Here is an 18,617-nt window from a genome sequence, read left to right on the forward strand (position 1 = left end):
GCCACGCTGACGCCCCCGTGCCTGCCGAGAAGAAGACCATGAAGAAGACGCCCTCTGCCCCGCGCGCGGCCCACCCCCTCTCCCTCCGGGATCGGGTCGGGGTGAGGGCGCCCCTTCGACGCACCCTCGCGCTCGCGGCGCTGGGCTGCACGCTCGGCGCGACCGGGCCCGCCCAGGCCCAGTACTCGGGCGACGTGATCCGCATCGGCTTCATGACCGACCTGTCGGGCCTGTACTCCGACCTCGACGGCCTGGGTGGCGTCGAGGCCATCAAGATGGCCATTGCCGACATGGGCGGGCACGTCAACGGCAAGCGCGTCGAGCTGCTGGTGGCCGACCACCAGAACAAGGCCGACGTGGCCTCGGCCAAGTCGCGCGAATGGGTCGATACGCAGGGCGTGGACCTGCTGCTGGGCGGCGCGCACACCGGCGCCAACCTCGCGATGGCCAAGGTGGCTCTCGAGAAGAAGAAGGTCTTCATCTCGATCGGCGCGGCCAGCTCGACGCTGACCAACGAGCAGTGCTCGCCCTACACCATCCACTACGCCTACGACACCGTGGCGCTGGCCAAGGGCACGGGCAACGCGGTGGTCAAGTCGGGCGGCAAGAACTGGTACTTCCTGACCGCCGACTACGCCTTCGGGCAGGCGCTTCAGAACGACACCGCGGCGGTGGTCACCGCCGCCGGCGGCAAGGTCGTGGGCTCGGTGCGGCACCCGCTCGCCGCGAGCGATTTTTCGTCCTTCCTGCTGCAGGCGCAGTCGAGTCGCGCGCAGATCCTCGGGCTCGCGAATGCGGGCGGCGACACCGTCAATGCCATCAAGGCCGCCAACGAATTCGGCATCACGAAGAGCATGAAGCTCGCGGGCCTGCTGCTCTTCATCACCGATGTCCATTCGCTGGGCCTGAAAGCCACGCAGGGCATGTACCTCACCGACGGCTGGTACTGGAACCAGTCGTCCGAAACGCGCGCCTGGTCGCGCCGCTACTTCGGTGTGATGAAGAAGATGCCGTCGATGATCCAGGCGGCCGACTACTCGGCGACCTGGCAGTACCTGAGCGCGGTCAAGACCGTGGGCAGCGACGACGCCGACCGTGTGATGGCGCACCTGCGCAAGAACAAGATCAACGACATGTTTGCCAAAGGCGGCTACGTGCGGCCCGACGGGCGCATGGTGCACGACATGTTCCTGATGCAGGTGAAGACGCCGGCCGAGTCGAAAGAGCCCTGGGACTACTACAAGATCGTGCAGACCATCAAGGGCGAAGACGCCTTCACGAACAAGGCCGAATCGAAATGCGCGCTGTGGAAGTGAATGCGTGGCGGGCGAAGAGTTTCACCGCCAAGACGCCAAGAGCGCGAAGGACGCAAAGAATGGACAAGCGCAGCCTTGGCGAACCTCGCGCTCTTGGCGTCTTGGCGGTGAAAACGCTCGGCACTCTGCGAGCGTTTGAAGGCGCCGCGCGATCAGCAGCAAGCCCCAGCGGAGGATCCCGCCCATGATCGACATCTTCGGCATCCCCCTGCAGGCCTTCCTCGGCCAGTTGCTGCTGGGCCTGGTGAACGGCTCGTTCTACGCGATGCTCAGCCTGGGCCTCGCGGTGATCTTCGGCCTGCTGGGCATCGTGAACTTCGCGCATGGCGCGCTGTACATGATCGGCGCCTACGTCGCCTGGTACGCGCTCGAACGCTTCGGCATCAACTACTGGTTCGCGCTCGTCCTCGCGCCGTTGGCCGTGGGCGCGCTGGGCGTGCTGATCGAACGCCTGCTGCTGCGCCACCTGTACAAGCTCGACCCGATCTACGGGCTCTTGCTGACCTTCGGCCTTGCGCTGATCTTCGAAGGCCTGTTCCGCGAGCAATACGGCGTCTCGGGGCAGTCGTACTCGGTGCCCGACGCGCTGCAAGGCGCCACCAACCTCGGCTTCATGATCCTGCCCAACTACCGGGCCTGGGTCGTCGTGGCCTCGCTGGTCGTGTGCCTGGGCACCTGGTTTCTCATCGAGCGCACGCGGCTCGGCGCCACCTTGCGCGCCGGCACCGAGAACCCGCGCCTGGTGCAGGCCTTCGGCATCAACGTGCCGCTGATGGTGACGCTGACCTACGCGGCCGGTGCTGGCCTCGCGGCGCTGGCCGGCGTGCTGGCCGCGCCGGTGATCCAGATCACGCCGCTGATGGGCTCGAACCTCATCATCGTGGTCTTCGCCGTGGTGGTGATCGGCGGCATGGGGTCCATCCTCGGCTCGGTGCTCACCGGCATCGCGCTCGGGCTTGTCGAGGGCCTGACCAAGGTGTTCTACCCCGAGGCCTCGAACATCGTGGTGTTCGTCATCATGGCCATCGTGCTGGTGCTGCGCCCCGCCGGCCTCTTCGGCAAGGAGAAGTGACGTGAGCACGACCCCCGCCCCGGCTTCGGCCGCCAACCCGTCAACGGCGCCCGCCGCCACGCCGCGTTCGCTGACCACCGCGAGCCGCGTCTTCTGGATCGCTGCGCTCGTCGCGCTGGCCGTCGCGCCCTTCGTCGGCGTGTACCCCATCTTCGTGATGAAGGCGCTGTGCTTTGCGATGTTCGCCTGCGCCTTCAACCTGCTGCTGGGCTTCACCGGGCTGCTGTCGTTCGGCCACGCTGCGTTTTTTGGCTCGGCGGCCTACGCCACTGGCTGGTTGGTGCGCAGCGCGGGCTGGTCGCCCGAACTCGGCCTGCTGGCCGGCACCGGCATCGCCGCGTTGCTGGGTCTGGGCGTGGGCTTGATCGCCATTCGCCGCCAGGGCATCTACTTCGCGATGATCACGCTCGCGATGGCGCAGATGGTCTATTTCGTGTGCCTGCAGGCGCCCTTCACCGGCGGCGAAGACGGCCTGCAAGGCGTGCCGCGCGGCAAGCTCTTCGGCCTGTTGTCGCTCGAGAGCGACCTCGGGATGTACTTCTTCGTGCTGGCCGTCTTTGCCGGGGTGTTCCTGCTGATTCTGCGCATCGTGCACTCGCCCTTCGGCCAGGTGCTCAAGGCCATCCGCGAGAACGAGCCGCGTGCCATCTCGCTCGGCTACCACGTCGACCGCTACAAGCTGCTGGCCTTCGTGCTGTCGTCGGGCCTCGCCGGGCTGGCCGGTGCGATGAAGACGCTGGTGCTGGGTTTCGCGACGTTGACCGACGTGCACTGGTCGCTGTCGGGCGAGGTGATCCTGATGACGCTGCTGGGCGGGCTCTCGACCTTCGCCGGCCCGGTAGTGGGCGCCTTCACCATCATCGGCCTGCAGAACTTCCTGGCCGACCGCGTGGGCTCGTGGGTCACGGTGATCATCGGTGTGATCTTCGTGTTGTGCGTGCTGGCCTTCCGCCGCGGCATCGTCGGCGAACTGATCGCCTTGCTGAAGCGTCGCGGCTACCGCTGAGCGGCCCGCGAGCCTGGCCGCGACCACCGTGGCCGCGCATCATCCCTGCGCGCACGCGGCCGGCCGCGTGTGCCTACCATCGGCCGGGTGCCTGACCCATTCTTTGATCGGACCATGCCCTTTCGACCCGGCTTCGTGGCCGCTTCGCTTCGCCCAGGCCTGATGGCCGCGGCTTTCGTTGCCATCCCGGCGGCCGCCCAGCCGCCCAGCGCGGAAGAGCTGGCCAGCTGCGCCGCCATCGGGGCAGCGGCCGACCGCCTCGCCTGCTACGACAAGCTGGCCGGGCGCGCGCCGCTGCAACTGCCCGCCCAGGTGACGCAGCAACCGCTGGTGCCCGCCACGGGCTCGCCTTCGCTGCTGGCGCCGCCCACGGCCCCGCTGCCGCCGGCGGCCGAAGCGCACCCTGACGCGAGCCTGCTGTCCAAGCTCTGGGAACTGGACCCGCAAGACAAGCGCGGCACGTTCTTGCTCACCGGCTACCGCACCAACTACCTGCTGCCGGTGCACGTCACGAGCCGCATCAACCGCGCGCCGCAATCGCCCAACCAGGCCGTCGTGCCGCGGCCGGCGTACCGGAAGGTCGAGGCGAAGTTCCAGGTCTCGCTGCGCACGAAGGTCGTGCAGGGCCTGGGTTGGGACGATGCCGACCTGTGGCTCGGCTACACGCAGCAAGCGCTCTGGCAGATCTACAACGGCACCGACTCCAAGCCCTTCCGCAACACCGACTACGAGCCCGAGCTGATGTACGTCGTGCCCACCGACCGGCGCCTGCGTGCGTTGCCGTTCGATTGGCAATGGCGCTATTGGCAGCTGGGCTTGGCGCACCAGTCGAACGGGCAGTCGGACCCGCTCTCTCGCAGCTGGAACCGCGTCTACCTGGCCGGCGGCTTCGAGCGCGGCCCGTGGTCGCTGATCGCGCGCGTCAACAAGCGCATCCGCGAAGAGGGGTCGAGCGACAACAACCCCGACCTCGTCAGCTACCGCGGCCGCGGCGAGTTCTTGCTGACCTGGGCCTCGGGGCCGGCCCTGGCCTCGGTGCAGTACCGCAGCACGCTGCAGGGCGCCAATTTCGGCAGCCTGACCTTCGAGTACAGCTACCCCGTGTTCAGCGACCAGCCCAATGGCATGCGCTGGTTCGTGCAGGCCTTCCAGGGCTATGGCGAGACCTTGACCGACTACAACTTCCGCCAGACGAGCCTGGGTGCGGGGGTGAGCTTCGTGCAGTTCTGAGGCGGCCGCGCAGCGGCCTTCGGGGTGCGTTGGTCAAACCGCCCGCGTCACGCCGCGTGCTGCAGACCCGAGCGCTCGCGCCACTGCGCCATCAGCCCCGCCCACTTCGCGCGGGCCGCCACCAGGTGCCGCTGCTTCACGTGCCCATAGCCGCGGATGTCGTCGGGCATGTGCGCGATCTGCACCGCGAGCGACAGGTTCTCGGCCGAGAGCCCAGGCAACAGCGTCTCGATGCTCGCCCGGTACTCGTCGATCAAGGCGCGCTCTTCGCGGCGTTCGGCGCTGCGGCCGAAGGGGTCGAAGGGCGTGCCGCGCAGCCCCTTGAAGTGGCGCAGCAGGCCGAAGGCCACGCGCACCCACGGCCCGAAGCTCTGCTTGAGCGGCTGGCCCTGCGCGTTCTTGCGTGACAGCAGTGGCGGCGCCAGGTGGTGGCGCAGCGTGTAGTCGCCTTCGAATTGCTCGGTGATCTTCTGCACGAAGGCCGGGTCGGTGTGCAGGCGTGCGACCTCGTACTCGTCCTTGTAGGCCATCAGCTTGAAGAGGCCGCGCGCAACGGCTTCGGTGAGGCGATGGCCCGCGTTCAGCCGCGCTTCGGCTTCGCGCACGCGGGCGACGAAGGCGCGGTAGCGGTCGGCATAGCCCGCGTTCTGGTACGCGATGAGAAAGTCCGCCCGCTGGGCGATCAGCGCGTCGAGGTTGGTCGCCCGGGGCATGAACGCGATCACCTGTGCGGGTTGCGCCAGAGCTGCCACCGCCGCCGGGTCGTGCGCGGCGCGCCGGCCCCATTCGAACGCGGCCTGGTTGCGTTCGACCTGCACGCCGTTGAGTTCGATGGCGCGCATCAGCGCTTCGTGCGTCAGCGGCACGCGGCCCTTCTGCCACGCGTACCCAAGCATCAGCGGGTTGGCGTAGATCGAGTCGCCGAGCAGTTGCACGGCCAGTTGGTCGGCGTCGAGTCGGCCGAGCTGCGCACTGCCGACCGCGGCGGTGATGGCCGCTTCACACGAGGCGCTGGGGAACTGCCAGTCCGGCTGCGCCACGAAGGCGGCGGTCGGTGCGCCGTGCGTGTTGAGCGCGACGAAGGTGCGGCCCTCGCGCATCAACCCCAGCGTGGCCGGCGTCGCCGCCACGATGGGGTCGCAGCCGAGCACGAGGTCGGCCTCGGCAGTGCCGACCTTGGTGGTGTGGATGGCCTCGGGCGTGTCGGCGATCTGGATGTGGCTCCATGTGCTGCCGCCCTTCTGCGCCAGGCCCGCCGCGTCTTGCGTGACGATGCCCTTGCCTTCGAGGTGCGCCGCCATGCCCAGCACCTGGCCGATGGTGATCACGCCCGTGCCGCCGATGCCGGCGACGACGATGCCGAAGGCCGTGGCCGCCGACGGCAGCTGCGGCTCGGGCAGCGGTGGCAGCGCATCGAGCGAGGGCCGCTGCGGTGCCGCCTTCTTGGCCTTGAGCTGCCCGCCTTCGACCGTGACGAAGCTCGGGCAGAAGCCTTTCAGGCACGAGTAGTCCTTGTTGCAGCTGCTCTGGTTGATGCGGCGCTTGCGGCCGAACTCGGTCTCGACCGGCTCGACGCTCAGGCAGTGGCTTTGCGTCGAGCAGTCGCCGCAGCCTTCGCACACCAGCTCGTTGATGACGACGCGCTTGGGCGGGTCTTCCATCGTGCCGCGCTTGCGGCGCCGGCGCTTCTCGCTGGCGCAGGTCTGGTCGTAGATCAGCACGGTGCAGCCGGGCACGTTGCGCAACTGCACCTGCACGGCGTCGAGCTCGTCGCGGTGGTGCACGGTCACGCCGGGGGCGAGGCGCGCACGCACGGCCGCGTCGTCGGTGTACTTCTCGGGCTCGTCGCTCACGACGACGATCTGCTTGGCGCCTTCGGCTTCGAGCTCGCGTGTGATCTCGGGCACCTGCAGCGTGCCGTCCACCGGCTGGCCACCGGTCATGGCCACCGCGTCGTTGTAGAGCAGCTTGTAGGTGATGTTCACGCCCGCCGCGATGGACTGGCGCACGGCGAGCACGCCCGAGTGAAAGTAGGTGCCATCGCCCAGGTTGGCGAACACGTGCGGCTCGGTCGTGAACGGCGCCTGCCCGACCCAGGCCACCCCTTCGCCGCCCATCTGGCTGAAGGTTTCGGTGCTGCGGTTCATCCACAGCGCCATGTAGTGACAGCCGATGCCGGCCAGCGCGCGCGAGCCCTCGGGCACGCGCGTCGAGGTGTTGTGCGGGCAGCCGCTGCAGAAGAAGGGCAGGCGCTCGGCGCCGCCGACCTGCAGCGTCTGCAGGCTGCGTTCTTTGGCGGTGATGACGGCGATGCGGGCGTCGATGCGCGCTTCAATGCCGGCGTCGAGCCTGAGCTTCTTCAGCCGCTTGGCAATGGCCTTGGCGATGATCGCGGGCGTCAGGTCGGCCTGCGCGCGCAGCAGCCAGTTGCCGCTGGGGTTGGGCTGCGACCACTCGCCGCCGGTGCGGTCGCCCTCGGCCTCGTCGAACTTGCCCAGCACGTTGGGCCGCACATCAGGGCGCCAGTTGTACAGCTCTTCCTTGAGCTGGTACTCGATCATCTGGCGCTTCTCTTCGACCACCAGAATCTCTTGCAGCCCGGCGGCGAACTCGCGCGTGGTGGTGGCTTCGAGCGGCCACACGACGTTGACCTTGTGCAGCCGCAGGCCGATGCGCCGGCAGGTGTCGTCGTCGAGGCCGAGGTCGTGCAGGGCTTGCCGCGTGTCGTTGTAGGCCTTGCCGCTGGCGATGATGCCGAAGCGGGCGTTCGGCGCGTCGATCACGTTGTGGTTGAGCTTGTTCGCGCGGATGTACGCGAGCGCGGCGTACCACTTGTGGTCCATGAGCCGCGCCTCTTGCGCGAGCGGTGCGTCGGGCCAGCGGATGTGCAGGCCGCCTTCGGGCATCACGAAGTCTTGCGGCAGCACGATGTCGACGCGGTCCGGGTCCACCCACACGCTGCTCGACGATTCGACGATCTCTTGGATGGTCTTCATCGCCGACCACACACCCGCGAAGCGGCTCAGCGCGAAGGCATGCAGGCCGAGGTCCAGGATGTCTTGCACGCTGGTCGGAAAGAACACCGGGAAGCCGCACGCCTTGAACACGTGGTCGCTCTGGTGCGCGGCCGTGCTGCTCTTGCTGACGTGGTCGTCGCCGGCCACCGCGACCACGCCGCCGAGCCGGGCGGTGCCGGCCATGTTGGCGTGCTTGAAAACGTCGATGCAGCGGTCCACCCCCGGGCCCTTGCCGTACCAGAGGCCGAACACGCCGTCGTACTTGTTCTTGTCGGGGTGCAGGTCGAGCTGCTGCGTGCCCCACACGGCGGTCGCGCCCAGCTCTTCATTGACGCCGGGTTGAAAGACGATGCGGTGCGCGGCGAGGTGCTCCTTCGCGGTCCACAAGGCCTGGTCGTAGGTGCCGAGCGGCGAGCCGCGGTAACCGCTGATGAAGCCGGCGGTGTTGAGCCCGGCCATCGCATCGCGTGTGCGCTGCAGCATCGGCAGCCGCACCAGGGCCTGCACGCCGCTCATGAAGGCGCGGCCGGTTTCCAGGCGGTACTTGTCGTCCAGCGCGACGCTTTCCAGCGCGCGGCGGATGGACTCGGGAAGCGGTGCATTCATGCGCAAGCTCCTTCGACGCGAGGCGCCCGAAGCGAGCTTGTGGCCCGCTGCGGCTGGCGCGGATTCCGTTCGGCCCAGTGTAGGCACATCCCCTTCGATGGTGGGCCTGCGCCAGGGTTCCAGGGGCGGTGAACGGGGCCTTGTTCTCGAATGCCCCCGGTGCGCCCGGTTACCGATTCACCCAGTGAGGTGGAATTCACGCTGCGGAACGGTGAAACAATACGCCCGCGCTGACGGCGCCCTGCACAAAGGGGCCGGCGTCGCGGAGGCCTCCCACCCCATGAAGTGCCCGTACCGATGGAGAAGACCCACATTGCCGTGTTGCCCCCCGGGCGCCTCGCGCGTGCATCGGCGGCTCCCATGCGTCGGTCGGGCGACCGCCCGCCCTTCGGCTGGGCCTTGCTGATGCGCCTGTCCGACTGGGTGCTGGGCCGCGACCCGAAGCAGCGCATTCGCACGGTGCAGTGCGGCATGGCCATGCTGCTGGCGCTGGGCAGCGTGGTCAACATGCAGTACCTGGTGTGGGCCGGCTTCGCCCCGTTCGAGCCGGTGGCCCTGTGGTCGCTCGGGTTGATCGGCGGCTTCGTGGTCTTCTTCCTGACCATCCGCTTCAACCGCAACCTCGGCTATGCCGAACCTTCGCTGACCGTGCCGCAGATGGCTTACGCCATCGTCTTCGCGGCGCTGGGCTACGCGCTGGCGGGCCCCGGGCGCGGCGCTGCCTTCCCGATCCTGATGGTCACCTTCATGTTCGGCATGTACTCGTTGCCGCCGGCGCATGTGCGCGGCACGGGCTTCTTCGCCGTGGCGGTGTTCGGGCTCACGATGCTCGCGATGGCGCTGCGCAAGCCGGCGGTGTACGACCCCAAGGTCGAACTCGGGCACTTCATGATGATCGCCATCATGGTGCCGGCGATCTCGCTGCTGGCGGGTCACCTGAGCCGTCTGCGCGCACGCCTGCGCCGCCAGAAGAAAGACCTCGCGCTGGCGCTCGGGCGCATCCAAGAACTCGCCACGCGCGACGAACTCACCGGCCTCATCAACCGCCGGCACATGTTCGACCTGATGGAGCAGGAGCGCCAGCGCGGTGTGCGCTCGGGGCAGACCTTCTGCATCGCGGTGCTCGAACTCGACGACTACGACCGCATGCGCGCCGACGGCGGCTCGCACGCCGGCGACCTGCTGCTGCAGCGCTTTGCCCAAGAGGCGATGCACGTGGTGCGCATCTCGGACATCCTTTCGCGCTGGGACGACAAGCGCTTCCTGCTGCTGCTGTCGAACACGCGCGCCTCGTTGGCCCGCCTGGGCCTCGAACGCCTGCACGAGCGCAGCCGGCGCGCCATGACCGATGTGGCCGAGCCTTCGGTGCGCCTGAGCTTCACGGCCGGGGTCATCGAGCACCGCGCGGGCGAGTCGGTGATGCAGACCGTGCAGCGCGCCGAGTCGGCCTTGCACACGGCCATCGAGGCCGGCCGCGACCGCGTGCTGATCGCCTGATCGCTTGATCTTGTCCCGGCTCCGCGCCGGGCCGGGCCGAGATTGCGGCCTCTTTGCACAGCAGGGCCGTTGCCGTCGCGCCCCGTGCGCGCCCCCCGCGGCCGAGGGCTCAAGTACCTGGCCTCGGGGACGATAAGCCGCGGATGACTCCGCAAACGTCAGCACGCCTGATTCGCTGGCTGGTCGGCCCGCCCGGCCCCCAGCGCCTGCGCGCGTCGCAGTCCTTGCTCGCCAGCGGGGCCTACCTCGCCTCGGCGATGGTGCACGTGGCCGAGGTGCCGCTGGGCATCCTGAGCGCCTCCGAGGCGGCCTTGCTGATTTCGGCGATCTGCGTCGTCGGTTTAGGTTTCTTCCTGGTCGTGCGCCTGGGCTGGAACGAGCGCTTCGAAGACCCGTCGCTGACGATGCCGCAGATCGCCGCGGGCGTGGTGGTCGCGGCCTGGGCCTACGCCGTCACCGGGCCGGCGCGCGCGGGCGCGATGGCCACGCTCTTGTTGTGCTTCGTCTACGGCATGTTCGCGCTGAGCGAGGTGCGTGCCCGCTGGATGGGCGTGTCGGCATTCGCCCTCTTTGCGCTGGTGATGGGCTGGAAGGTGCTGCACGACCCGGCGCGCTACCCACCGGCCATCGAGGCGGTGCACCTGGCTTACATCGGCATCCTGCTCTATGCGCTGGTGCGTCTGGCCGCGCGCATGAACATGCTGCGCGAGCGCATGAAGACGCAGAAGGCGGCGTTGGCCCGCGCGGTCGAGGCCAACCAGATGCTCGCCACCCAGGACGAACTGACCGGCCTGCCGAACCGCCGCCACATGATCGTGCTGATGGTCGGCGAGCGAAACCGGCAGCAGCGCAGCGGCCTGCCGCTGAGCGTGGGCCTGCTCGACCTCGACCACTTCAAACGCATCAACGACACCCACGGCCACGGCGCCGGCGACGCGGTGCTCAAGCGCTTTGCCAACGTCGCCGCGCAAAGCCTGCGCGCGGGCGACGCGGTCGGCCGCTGGGGCGGCGAAGAGTTCGTGCTGCTGTTGCCGAACGCCAGCGCACAGCAGGCGCTGCTGTGCATCGAACGCCTGCGCACGATGCTGGCGGCGACCAGCTTCGACGACATCGTGCCGGGTCTGCGCGTCACCTTCTCGGCGGGCGTGGCCGACGTGCCGGTGGACGTGCGCATGGACACCGCGCTCGAAGAGGCCGATGCCGCGCTCTACCGCGCCAAGGCCGAAGGCCGCGACCGCACCGCTTTGGCACGTCCCTTGCAAACACCCGCTCCGCCCGAGGCCGATGGAGCGGAGTGTGTGGTCGCCGACAGTTGAACCCGTCCTGAACGACGCCGCGCCGCTGTGGCGCCGGGGCGGTGCTGCGCCGCACGAAGAGGCGCTCTGGTCCGACCAGATCGCCCTGCTGCTCGAATGCACGGGCGAAGGCATCTTCGGCGTGGACATGGCGGGACGTTGCACCTTCGTCAACCGCGCGGCCGCCGAGATGCTGGGCCGGCGCACCGACGCCGTGCTCGGCCAGAACATGCACGCGCTGATGCACCACACGCACGCCGATGGGCGGCACTACCCCGAGTCCGACTGCCCGATCTTCAATGCCTTTCGCCGTGGCCTGCCGTGCCGCATCGACAGCGAGGTGCTGTGGCGCGCCGATGGCACGGCCTTCCATGCCGAGTACTCGTCGTACCCGGTGATCGACCGGGGGCGCGTGCTGGGTGCGGTGGTCACGCTGATCGACATCACCGAGCGCAAGCGCGCCGAAGCGCAGCTCGCCCAGGCGCGCGAACAGCTCGAGCGCCGCGTCGAAGAGCGCACGCACGAGCTGACCCAGGCGCTGGGCCAATTGCGCGAGCTGTCGGCATACCTCGAAACCGTGCGCGAAGACGAGCGCACGCGCATCGCCCGCGAGATCCACGACGAGCTCGGCTCGCTGCTGGTCGCGTTGAAGATGGACGTCAACTGGGTCGGCAAGCGCATCGCGCAACCCGAGGTCGATCGCCACGGCCTGCAGTGCAAGTGCCAGGACATGGGCCGCCTGATCGACCGCGCGGTCGACAACGTGGGCCGCATCATCACCGACCTGCGCCCGAGCATCCTCGACCACCAGGGCCTGTGGGCGGCGCTCGAATGGCAGGCGCAAGAGTTCATCGAGAAGACCGAGTTGCAGGCCGACCTGCAGGTGGTGGTGGCCGCCGGTGTCATGCCGCCGAGCGGCCCGCAGGGCGAGCGCTGGGCCATTGCGGTGTTTCGCATCTTTCAAGAAGTGCTGAGCAACGTGGCGCGCCATGCGAACGCGCGCTCGCTGCGCATCCGCCTCTACGTCGAAGAGCCGCCGGGCGCCGTGCTGCACCTGGTCGTCAGCGACGACGGCTGCGGCGCCGAGCCGCAGGCGCTGGCCCACCCCCGCAGCTATGGCGTGATGGGCATGCGCGAACGCGCGGGCCACTTCGGCGGTCAGTTGCGCATCGACACGGCGCCGGGGCGCGGCACGACGGTGAAGCTCACGATGCCGCTGCCGGGCCCGTCAGAAGAAGGAGCGACGACATGATCCGTGTGCTGGTGTGCGACGACCACGTGATCGTGCGCGAGGGCATCAAGCAGATGCTGGCCGACGCGGCCGACATCGTGGTGGCCGGCGAGGCCGACAACGGGGCCGATGCGGTGCGCCAGGTGCGCGCTGCGCAGGCCACGGGCGGCATCGACGTGGTGCTGATGGACATTGCCATGCCGCACCGCGACGGCCTCGACGTGCTGCGCCAGTTGAAGAGCGAGTTCACCAAATTGCCGGTGCTGATGCTCAGCACCTACCCCGACAAGCAGTACGCCGTGCGCAGCCTGAAGCTCGGCGCGGTGGGCTACCTGAACAAGAGCGCCGATTCCGAGCAGGTCATCGGGGCGATCCGCAAGGTGGCGGCCGGGGGCTTGTTCATCACCCCCAGCGTGGCCGAGCACCTGGCCACCTCGGTGAGCGGCCAGCACGAATCCGGGCAGGCCTTGCACGAGCGGCTGTCGCACCGCGAGTACCAGGTGTTTCGCCTGCTGACCGCCGGTCGCAGCGTGGGCGAGATCGCCGAGCAGCTCGCGCTGTCGTCCAACACGGTGAGCACCTACCGCGCGCGCATTCTCGAGAAAACCGGTGTGCGCAACGACGTCGAACTGGCCCTGTACGCGGTGAAGGAAGACCTCGCGCAGGTGTGAGCGGCGCGGGCGCCGCCCGCGCTCAGCGGCCCTGGGCCACGTCGCTGCCGTGCACGCCGAACACTGCCCGCATCGGGCGCGTCTCGGGCAGCACGTAGACCACGCCGCGGCGACGGCCGAGCGTGGGGGCGATCACCGTGTCGTAGAAGCCCGGCGCCAGCACCACGCAGCCGAGCGAGGCGCGGTTGTCGGCCGCGCTCGGGGTCGCCAGGCGCTGCAGGCGTGCCGCCTGCGAACGGCCCGGCCGCACGCGGTGGATGGCGAAGGCCGCGTCGTAGTCGACCCAGACGATGGCTTCGCCGCTCAGGTTGCGCCCAGGCTCGGTGTCGAAGCGGCCGGCCGGGGTGGTGCGGTGCGCCACGGGAATGAGGTTCACGTCGCCATCGCCCACACCGGGCACGGTGTGGTCGCCGACGGCCTGGCCGAGCAGGGCGTGGGCCGAGCCGGTCTCGCGCCCGTCGGGCATGAACACGTGGATGCGAGCGCTTTTCTTGTCGACCAGCGCGAAGGGGCGTTGCTGGTGGTCGCCGGTGTGGATCACCCAGTCGCGCAAGGCACGGGCGTCGGGCGACAACTCCAGCGTGGCCGTGGTCGCGCCCGGTGTGACCTGGTGGGACGCTGTGGCCGCCACCGACGGCCGCGCGCTCGCTTGCACCGCCGTCGCCCCCAGCGCCGCGGCCATCGCCAGCAACGCGCCCCGCAGGGCTTTCCCTCCACACCGCATCGCCCAGCATCCCCGGTGCGCGGGGCGCCACCGGCACCCTCGCGTTCAAGGCGCAAATGCTAGGCAGACGGGGGACGGGCGATCCTTCGAAAACCGGCAGCAATGCACGACAGACACGTGCTTGCAATTGCGTGCGTCGGGTGCGGAACCGCCGCGGGGCGGCGCAGCGCCGGAGGGCGCGCGGCGGTCCCTCAGCCGGGCAGCACGTCGCGCTCGCGCCTCAGCTGGTCGAGCGCGGCCTGGCCTTCGGCCGCCGGTGCGTTCGACACCAGGGGCGCCGCGCCGCTGGCGGGCGTGGCCAGCGGCGGTTCGCTCGCGCCCGGGTTGTCGGGGCGCAGTTTGGCCAGCAAGCCATCGCGGCCGCTGATCGAGCGGTAGACCATGGCGCCGCCCGCGGCCAGGCACAGGGCGCGCACCCAGGGCGACCGCCCGCGCCCGGCGCGCAGCAGCAGCCAGGCGCCGGTGGTGAACGCCACCGAGTGCTCACCGGGCAGGCCCCGGCGGCGGCGGTCGAATTGCTGAAGGGCTTGCAGCCAAAGGGGGGTGATCATGGACGTGTCCTCGGTCGTGGTGGGTGCCGACGAGGGGCAATGCGCGTGCCTTGGGGCGCAGCGCTGCAAGCGGGGTTATCGCACCGCAGGCAGACTGCCGGGCAGCGCCGCGCTGCGCAAGCGCCCCGCGGCTTCGACCGATTTGCAAGAGACGCCCATGATCCAGAACTACACCCCCAGCGACACCTCGCGGGCCGAGGTCGATGCGTTGCCCGGTGCGGCCGTCGTCGAATTCGGCACCAACTGGTGCGGCTACTGCCGCGCCGCCACGCCGCTTGTCGAACAGGCCCTGGCCGGCCACGCGAAGGTGCAGCACCTGCGCGTGGAAGACGGCCCGGGCCGCAAGCTCGGCCGCTCGTTCGGCATCAAGCTGTGGCCGACGCTCGTCTTCCTGCGCGATGGGCAGGAGGTCGAGCGCCTCGTGCGCCCCGGCGATGCGAAGGCCATTGCCGAGGCGCTGGCCCGCATCGAGGCCTGAGTGCGGCCTGGCGAGGGTGCGCGACACCTGCTTTCTGGGTCCTCGATCCGCGGGTGGGCTTCCCGACTGCACCGATGGCGGCTACGCCGAGACGATCGCCTCGAAGCCGCCAAAGATCATCCGCTGGCCATCGAAAGGCATGTCCTTCGTCTGCAAGCGCGGGTCGGCCATGGCTTTTTCCATGCCCGTGTCACGCGCGCTGCGCGAAGGCCAGGTGATCCAGGAAAAGACCACCGTCTCGCCGTCCTTGAGTTGCACCGAAAGCGGGAACGACGTCAGCTTGCCCGGGGGCACGTCATCGCCCCAGCACTCGACGACCGTGAGTGCGCCGTGGTCCTTGAACACCTGGGCGGCGGCCTCGGCGAGTTGGCGGTAGGCGTCTTTCTTGGCTGTGGGCACCGGCACAACGAATCCGTCTACGTAGAACATGGCATCTCCTTCGAGGGGGAACAAAGCGCTGGCGTCGGGATGACGGGCGCCGTCTTGAGCACGACGATCGGCCGAGACTCGAATCGACAGGCGGACCGAACTTTTTTTTCGAACCCGCGCGAAGCCATGATCCCCGACGCGCAAGACCGCGGCGGCGGTTGGGCCTTCGGCCGGGGCCCGGGCCTGTAGGGCTGGCACTACAGCAGAAGGCCGCTGCTCACGATTACTTTCGCGCGCCCCGGTCCCTAGCATCGTTCCACAACGAACGAGGGACCCTGCATGCGCGACGACGACCTTTCCCCAGGCGGGCTTTCGGCCCCGCGTTTCGACCCCTACGACGCCGACCGACCGCTGCTGATGCGCTGCGCCTGCGGCCAGCACGCGTCGCCAGCCGAACACCGCAGCGCCACCGCCGCGGTGGCCGAGCTTCGGCGCCGCAGCGAGACCAGCGAGTTCGAGGCCTGCTCGAACGAGTTCATCGAAGCCGCGCTGGTGAAGGCGATCTTTCCGCAAGACGACGTGCGCCGGCGCTTCTTGCGTGCGGTGGGCAAGGGCACGGCGATGGCGGCCATCGGCAGCGTGTTGCCGCTGGCACCTTTGCAGGCCATGGCTCAAGAGAAGGGCGCGCTTGAGAAGAAAGACCTGAAGATCGGCTTCATCCCGATCACCTGCGCGACGCCTCTGATCATGGCGCACCCGCTGGGCTTCTATGCCAAGCAGGGGCTCGACGTGCAGGTCGTCAAGACAGCCGGCTGGGCGCTGATCCGCGACAAGATGCTCAACAAGGAGTACGACGCGACGCACTTCCTGTCGCCGATGCCCTTGGCCATCTCGCTCGGCCTGGGCTCGAACGCCACGCCGATGAACGTGGCGACGATCCAGAACATCAACGGCCAGGCGATCACGCTCGCGCTCAAGCACAAGGACAACCGCGACCCGAAAAACTGGAAGGGCTTCAAGTTCGCCGTGCCCTTCGACTACTCGATGCACAACTTCCTGCTGCGCTACTACCTCGCAGAAGCCGGCATCGACCCCGACCGCGACGTGCAGATCCGCGTGGTGCCGCCGCCCGAGATGGTGGCCAACCTGCGCTCGGGCAACATCGATGGCTTCCTCGGCCCCGACCCGTTCAACCAGCGTGCGGTGTTCGAAGAGGTCGGCTTCATCCACCTGCTCACCAAAGATCTGTGGAACGGCCACCCCTGCTGCGCCTTCGGCACCAGCACCGAGTTCATCCAGAAACACCCCAACACCTTCGCGGCGCTGTACCGCGCGGTGCTCACCTCGGCCGCGATGGCGCGCGAGGCCAAGAACCGCGAGCTGATCGCCAAGGTGATCGCGCCACAGGCCTACCTGAACCAGCCCGAAGCGGTGATCAAACAGGTGCTCACCGGCACTTTCGCCGACGGCCTGGGCAACGTGAAGAAGGTGCCCGACCGCGCCGACTTCGACCCCATGCCCTGGCAGAGCATGGCTGTGTGGATGCTCACGCAGATGAAGCGCTGGGGCTACATCAAGGGCGACGTGAACTACAAGCAGATCGCCGAGAAGGTCTTCTTGCTGACCGACGCGAAGAAGACCATGCGCCAGCTCGACCAGAAGCCGCCCGAGGGCGCGTACCCGAAGTTCACGGTCATGGGCAAGGTGTTCGACGCCGACAAGGCGCAGGCCTACGCCGACAGCTTTGCAATCAAGCGGGGCTGAGGCGATGGCGTCCCTGCGTGTGAAGTCGGCATTGCTGTCGGCGCTGATCCTGCTCTGCGTGCTGGGCGTGTGGCACGTGGCGACCCACCCCGTGGCCAGCAAAGCCCCCACGCTCAGCGCCGAACAGGTCGAGTACGCCCAGCTGATGGGCCAGGACCCGGCGGCCGAGGGCGGTGCGCCGCAGAAGTCGGGCTTTCCGACGCCAGCGCAGATGGGCGCGACCTTCGTGGCGCAGCTCTCGCAGCCCTTCTATGACAACGGGCCCAACGACAAGGGCATCGGCATCCAGCTCGGGCATTCGCTCGGGCGTGTCGGGCTCGGCTACCTGATCGCCGCGCTGGTGGCCATTCCGCTGGGCTTTCTGATCGGCATGAGCCCGCTGGTCTACTGCGCGCTCGACCCGTTCATCCAGGTGCTGAAACCCATCTCGCCGCTCGCGTGGATGCCCATCGCGCTGTACACGATCAAGGACTCGTCGGCCTCCGGCATCTTCGTGATCTTCATCTGCTCGATCTGGCCGATGCTGATCAACACCGCCTTCGGCGTGAGCAGCGTGCGGCGCGAGTGGCTCAATGTGGCCAAGACGCTCGAAGTGAATCCGCTGCGCACCGCCTTCGAGGTGATCCTGCCGGCGGCGGCGCCGACCATCCTCACCGGCATGCGCATCAGCATGGGCATCGCGTGGCTCGTGATCGTGGCCGCCGAGATGCTGGTCGGCGGCACCGGCATCGGCTACTTCGTGTGGAACGAGTGGAACAACCTCTCGCTGACCCACGTGATCTTCGCCATCACCGTGATCGGCGTGGTCGGCATGGGGCTCGATGCGATGTTCGGACGGCTGCAGAAGGCGGTGACCTATGTCGATTGAAGCCGTGGCTGCGCAGCGCCCCTTTCTCTGGGTCGAAAACCTCGCCAAGGCCTACCCGGGCAGTGCCGAGCCGGTGTTCGACGCGGTCAACTTCGGCATCGACAAGGGCGAGTTCGTCTGCATCATCGGCCACTCGGGCTGCGGCAAGACGACCATCCTCAACGTGCTGGCAGGCCTGGAACAAGCCAGCAGCGGCCACGTCTTCATGGACCACCGCGAGGTCGTCGGCCCGAGCCTGGAGCGCGGCGTCGTTTTCCAGGGCCATGCGCTGATGCCCTGGCTCACGGTGCGCAAGAACATCGCCTTCGCGGTGCGCAGCAAGTGGCCCGACTGGTCGGCCGCGCAGGTCGACGCGCAGGTCGAGAAGTTCGTCGCGATGGTGGGCCTGACAGGAGCCATCGACAAGAAGCCGCAGGCCCTGTCGGGCGGCATGAAGCAGCGCGTGGGCATCGCGCGGGCCTTTGCCATCCAACCCAAGATGCTGCTGCTCGACGAGCCCTTCGGCGCCCTCGACGCGCTGACGCGCGGCACGATTCAGGACGAACTGCTGAAGATCTGCGCCGACACGCAGCAGACGGTGTTCATGATCACGCACGACGTGGACGAAGCCATCCTGCTGGCCGACAAGATCCTCTTGATGAGCAACGGCCCGCAGGCCCGCGTCGCCGAGGTGGTGGTCAACACGCTGCCGCGCGATCGGCAACGCGCCACGCTGCACCACGACCCGCAGTACTACCGCATCCGCAACCACCTGGTGGACTTTCTCGTCGCGCGCTCGAAAGCGCTGTCGCACGGCCAGGCGCCGGCGCATCCGCCCGAGGTGCGCCCCGGGCTGGTGCCGGACGACGCGGCGCCGCAGACCCCCCATCCCGACCCCCACACACGGCCGCCGCTCCAGCGGGTCGTGTGACCCTTCCTCGAC

16 protein-coding genes are annotated in these 18,617 nt (G+C 68.6%); 12 read left to right on the forward strand and 4 right to left on the reverse strand.

Annotated features, from left to right (window positions below):
- Positions 1-140 precede the first annotated feature (140 nt).
- The 4 genes from AC1KAT_RS20195 to AC1KAT_RS20210 all read left to right on the forward strand — a co-directional run bounded on the left by AC1KAT_RS20195 (position 141) and on the right by AC1KAT_RS20210 (position 4,624).
- Positions 141-1,316 carry an ABC transporter substrate-binding protein gene (locus tag AC1KAT_RS20195; RefSeq protein ID WP_480329212.1) on the forward strand — a complete coding sequence of 392 codons (1,176 nt, stop codon included), beginning with the start codon at positions 141-143 and terminating at the stop codon, positions 1,314-1,316.
- 184 nt (positions 1,317-1,500) lie between these two features.
- Complete coding sequence (locus AC1KAT_RS20200) at positions 1,501-2,388, forward strand: branched-chain amino acid ABC transporter permease (RefSeq protein WP_480328788.1); 888 nt, start codon at positions 1,501-1,503, stop codon at positions 2,386-2,388.
- Between the two features lie 70 nt (positions 2,389-2,458).
- Positions 2,459-3,394 (forward strand): branched-chain amino acid ABC transporter permease, encoded by a 936-nt coding sequence (locus AC1KAT_RS20205; RefSeq protein WP_480329214.1) that lies wholly within the window; start codon positions 2,459-2,461, stop codon positions 3,392-3,394.
- Positions 3,395-3,508: 114 nt separating this feature from the next.
- Positions 3,509-4,624 (forward strand): phospholipase A, encoded by a 1,116-nt coding sequence (locus tag AC1KAT_RS20210; protein WP_480328789.1) that lies wholly within the window; start codon positions 3,509-3,511, stop codon positions 4,622-4,624.
- A gap of 47 nt (positions 4,625-4,671) precedes the next feature.
- On the opposite strand, the gene AC1KAT_RS20215 is transcribed toward AC1KAT_RS20210, so the two are convergent.
- Positions 4,672-8,247, reverse strand: a complete 3,576-nt coding sequence (locus AC1KAT_RS20215) for an indolepyruvate ferredoxin oxidoreductase family protein (protein ID WP_480328790.1) — start codon at positions 8,245-8,247, stop codon at positions 4,672-4,674.
- A gap of 297 nt (positions 8,248-8,544) precedes the next feature.
- On the opposite strand from AC1KAT_RS20215, the gene AC1KAT_RS20220 reads away from it, so the two are divergent.
- The 4 genes from AC1KAT_RS20220 (at position 8,545) to AC1KAT_RS20235 (ending at position 12,941) form a co-directional block, all read left to right on the forward strand.
- Positions 8,545-9,744, forward strand: coding sequence for a GGDEF domain-containing protein (locus tag AC1KAT_RS20220; RefSeq protein WP_480328791.1), 1,200 nt, complete (start codon positions 8,545-8,547; stop codon positions 9,742-9,744).
- A gap of 143 nt (positions 9,745-9,887) precedes the next feature.
- Entirely contained in the window at positions 9,888-11,060 is a 1,173-nt protein-coding gene (locus tag AC1KAT_RS20225) for a GGDEF domain-containing protein (RefSeq protein ID WP_480328792.1), read from the forward strand.
- Positions 11,041-12,291 carry a PAS domain-containing sensor histidine kinase gene (locus AC1KAT_RS20230; RefSeq protein ID WP_480328793.1) on the forward strand — a complete coding sequence of 417 codons (1,251 nt, stop codon included), beginning with the start codon at positions 11,041-11,043 and terminating at the stop codon, positions 12,289-12,291. Before AC1KAT_RS20225 ends, AC1KAT_RS20230 begins: the two co-directional genes overlap by 20 nt.
- Positions 12,288-12,941, forward strand: coding sequence for a response regulator (locus tag AC1KAT_RS20235; protein ID WP_480328794.1), 654 nt, complete (start codon positions 12,288-12,290; stop codon positions 12,939-12,941). The genes AC1KAT_RS20230 and AC1KAT_RS20235 overlap by 4 nt, the downstream gene beginning before the upstream one ends.
- Before the next feature lie 22 nt (positions 12,942-12,963).
- Here the strand turns inward: AC1KAT_RS20235 and AC1KAT_RS20240 are convergent, their stop codons facing one another.
- Together AC1KAT_RS20240 and AC1KAT_RS20245 are read right to left on the reverse strand one after the other, a co-directional pair.
- On the reverse strand, positions 12,964-13,623 hold the full coding sequence (locus AC1KAT_RS20240) for a L,D-transpeptidase (protein ID WP_480328795.1): 660 nt from the start codon (positions 13,621-13,623) through the stop codon (positions 12,964-12,966).
- A gap of 233 nt (positions 13,624-13,856) precedes the next feature.
- On the reverse strand, positions 13,857-14,216 hold the full coding sequence (locus AC1KAT_RS20245) for a hypothetical protein (RefSeq protein ID WP_480328796.1): 360 nt from the start codon (positions 14,214-14,216) through the stop codon (positions 13,857-13,859).
- Positions 14,217-14,373: 157 nt separating this feature from the next.
- On the opposite strand from AC1KAT_RS20245, the gene AC1KAT_RS20250 reads away from it, so the two are divergent.
- A complete protein-coding gene (locus AC1KAT_RS20250) occupies positions 14,374-14,694 on the forward strand; it encodes a thioredoxin family protein (RefSeq protein WP_480329216.1) in 321 nt (106 codons plus the stop codon).
- 81 nt (positions 14,695-14,775) lie between these two features.
- On the opposite strand, the gene AC1KAT_RS20255 is transcribed toward AC1KAT_RS20250, so the two are convergent.
- The gene (locus AC1KAT_RS20255) at positions 14,776-15,123 is read right to left on the reverse strand and encodes a DUF1428 domain-containing protein (protein WP_480328797.1); all 348 of its coding nucleotides are present in this window, start codon (positions 15,121-15,123) and stop codon (positions 14,776-14,778) included.
- 279 nt (positions 15,124-15,402) lie between these two features.
- Between AC1KAT_RS20255 and AC1KAT_RS20260 the strand changes: the two genes are divergently transcribed.
- From AC1KAT_RS20260 to AC1KAT_RS20270, 3 genes are read left to right on the forward strand one after another with little or no spacing between them, the layout of a single operon-like run.
- The gene (locus tag AC1KAT_RS20260) at positions 15,403-16,827 is read left to right on the forward strand and encodes a CmpA/NrtA family ABC transporter substrate-binding protein (RefSeq protein WP_480328798.1); all 1,425 of its coding nucleotides are present in this window, start codon (positions 15,403-15,405) and stop codon (positions 16,825-16,827) included.
- A gap of 4 nt (positions 16,828-16,831) precedes the next feature.
- Positions 16,832-17,695, forward strand: a complete 864-nt coding sequence (gene ntrB, locus AC1KAT_RS20265; RefSeq protein WP_480328799.1) for a nitrate ABC transporter permease — start codon at positions 16,832-16,834, stop codon at positions 17,693-17,695.
- Positions 17,685-18,605, forward strand: a complete 921-nt coding sequence (locus AC1KAT_RS20270) for an ABC transporter ATP-binding protein (RefSeq protein ID WP_480328800.1) — start codon at positions 17,685-17,687, stop codon at positions 18,603-18,605. The genes ntrB and AC1KAT_RS20270 overlap by 11 nt, the downstream gene beginning before the upstream one ends.
- Positions 18,606-18,617: the final 12 nt, after the last annotated feature.

The organism is Piscinibacter sp. PDB5-1 (genome assembly GCF_056676035.1).

What these genes read in the sequence shown, in the direction of transcription:
- AC1KAT_RS20200 (WP_480328788.1), top strand. Translation starts at nt 1,501, where the DNA reads ATGATCGACATCTTCGGCATCCCCCTGCAGGCCTTCCTCGGCCAGTTG.
- AC1KAT_RS20210 (WP_480328789.1), top strand. Translation starts at nt 3,509, where the DNA reads ATGCCCTTTCGACCCGGCTTCGTGGCCGCTTCGCTTCGCCCAGGCCTG.
- AC1KAT_RS20215 (WP_480328790.1), bottom strand. Translation starts at nt 8,247, where the DNA reads ATGAATGCACCGCTTCCCGAGTCCATCCGCCGCGCGCTGGAAAGCGTC.
- AC1KAT_RS20220 (WP_480328791.1), top strand. Translation starts at nt 8,545, where the DNA reads ATGGAGAAGACCCACATTGCCGTGTTGCCCCCCGGGCGCCTCGCGCGT.
- AC1KAT_RS20225 (WP_480328792.1), top strand. Translation starts at nt 9,888, where the DNA reads ATGACTCCGCAAACGTCAGCACGCCTGATTCGCTGGCTGGTCGGCCCG.
- AC1KAT_RS20235 (WP_480328794.1), top strand. Translation starts at nt 12,288, where the DNA reads ATGATCCGTGTGCTGGTGTGCGACGACCACGTGATCGTGCGCGAGGGC.
- AC1KAT_RS20240 (WP_480328795.1), bottom strand. Translation starts at nt 13,623, where the DNA reads ATGGCCGCGGCGCTGGGGGCGACGGCGGTGCAAGCGAGCGCGCGGCCG.
- AC1KAT_RS20245 (WP_480328796.1), bottom strand. Translation starts at nt 14,216, where the DNA reads ATGATCACCCCCCTTTGGCTGCAAGCCCTTCAGCAATTCGACCGCCGC.
- AC1KAT_RS20250 (WP_480329216.1), top strand. Translation starts at nt 14,374, where the DNA reads ATGATCCAGAACTACACCCCCAGCGACACCTCGCGGGCCGAGGTCGAT.
- AC1KAT_RS20255 (WP_480328797.1), bottom strand. Translation starts at nt 15,123, where the DNA reads ATGTTCTACGTAGACGGATTCGTTGTGCCGGTGCCCACAGCCAAGAAA.
- AC1KAT_RS20260 (WP_480328798.1), top strand. Translation starts at nt 15,403, where the DNA reads ATGCGCGACGACGACCTTTCCCCAGGCGGGCTTTCGGCCCCGCGTTTC.
- ntrB (WP_480328799.1), top strand. Translation starts at nt 16,832, where the DNA reads ATGGCGTCCCTGCGTGTGAAGTCGGCATTGCTGTCGGCGCTGATCCTG.
- AC1KAT_RS20270 (WP_480328800.1), top strand. Translation starts at nt 17,685, where the DNA reads ATGTCGATTGAAGCCGTGGCTGCGCAGCGCCCCTTTCTCTGGGTCGAA.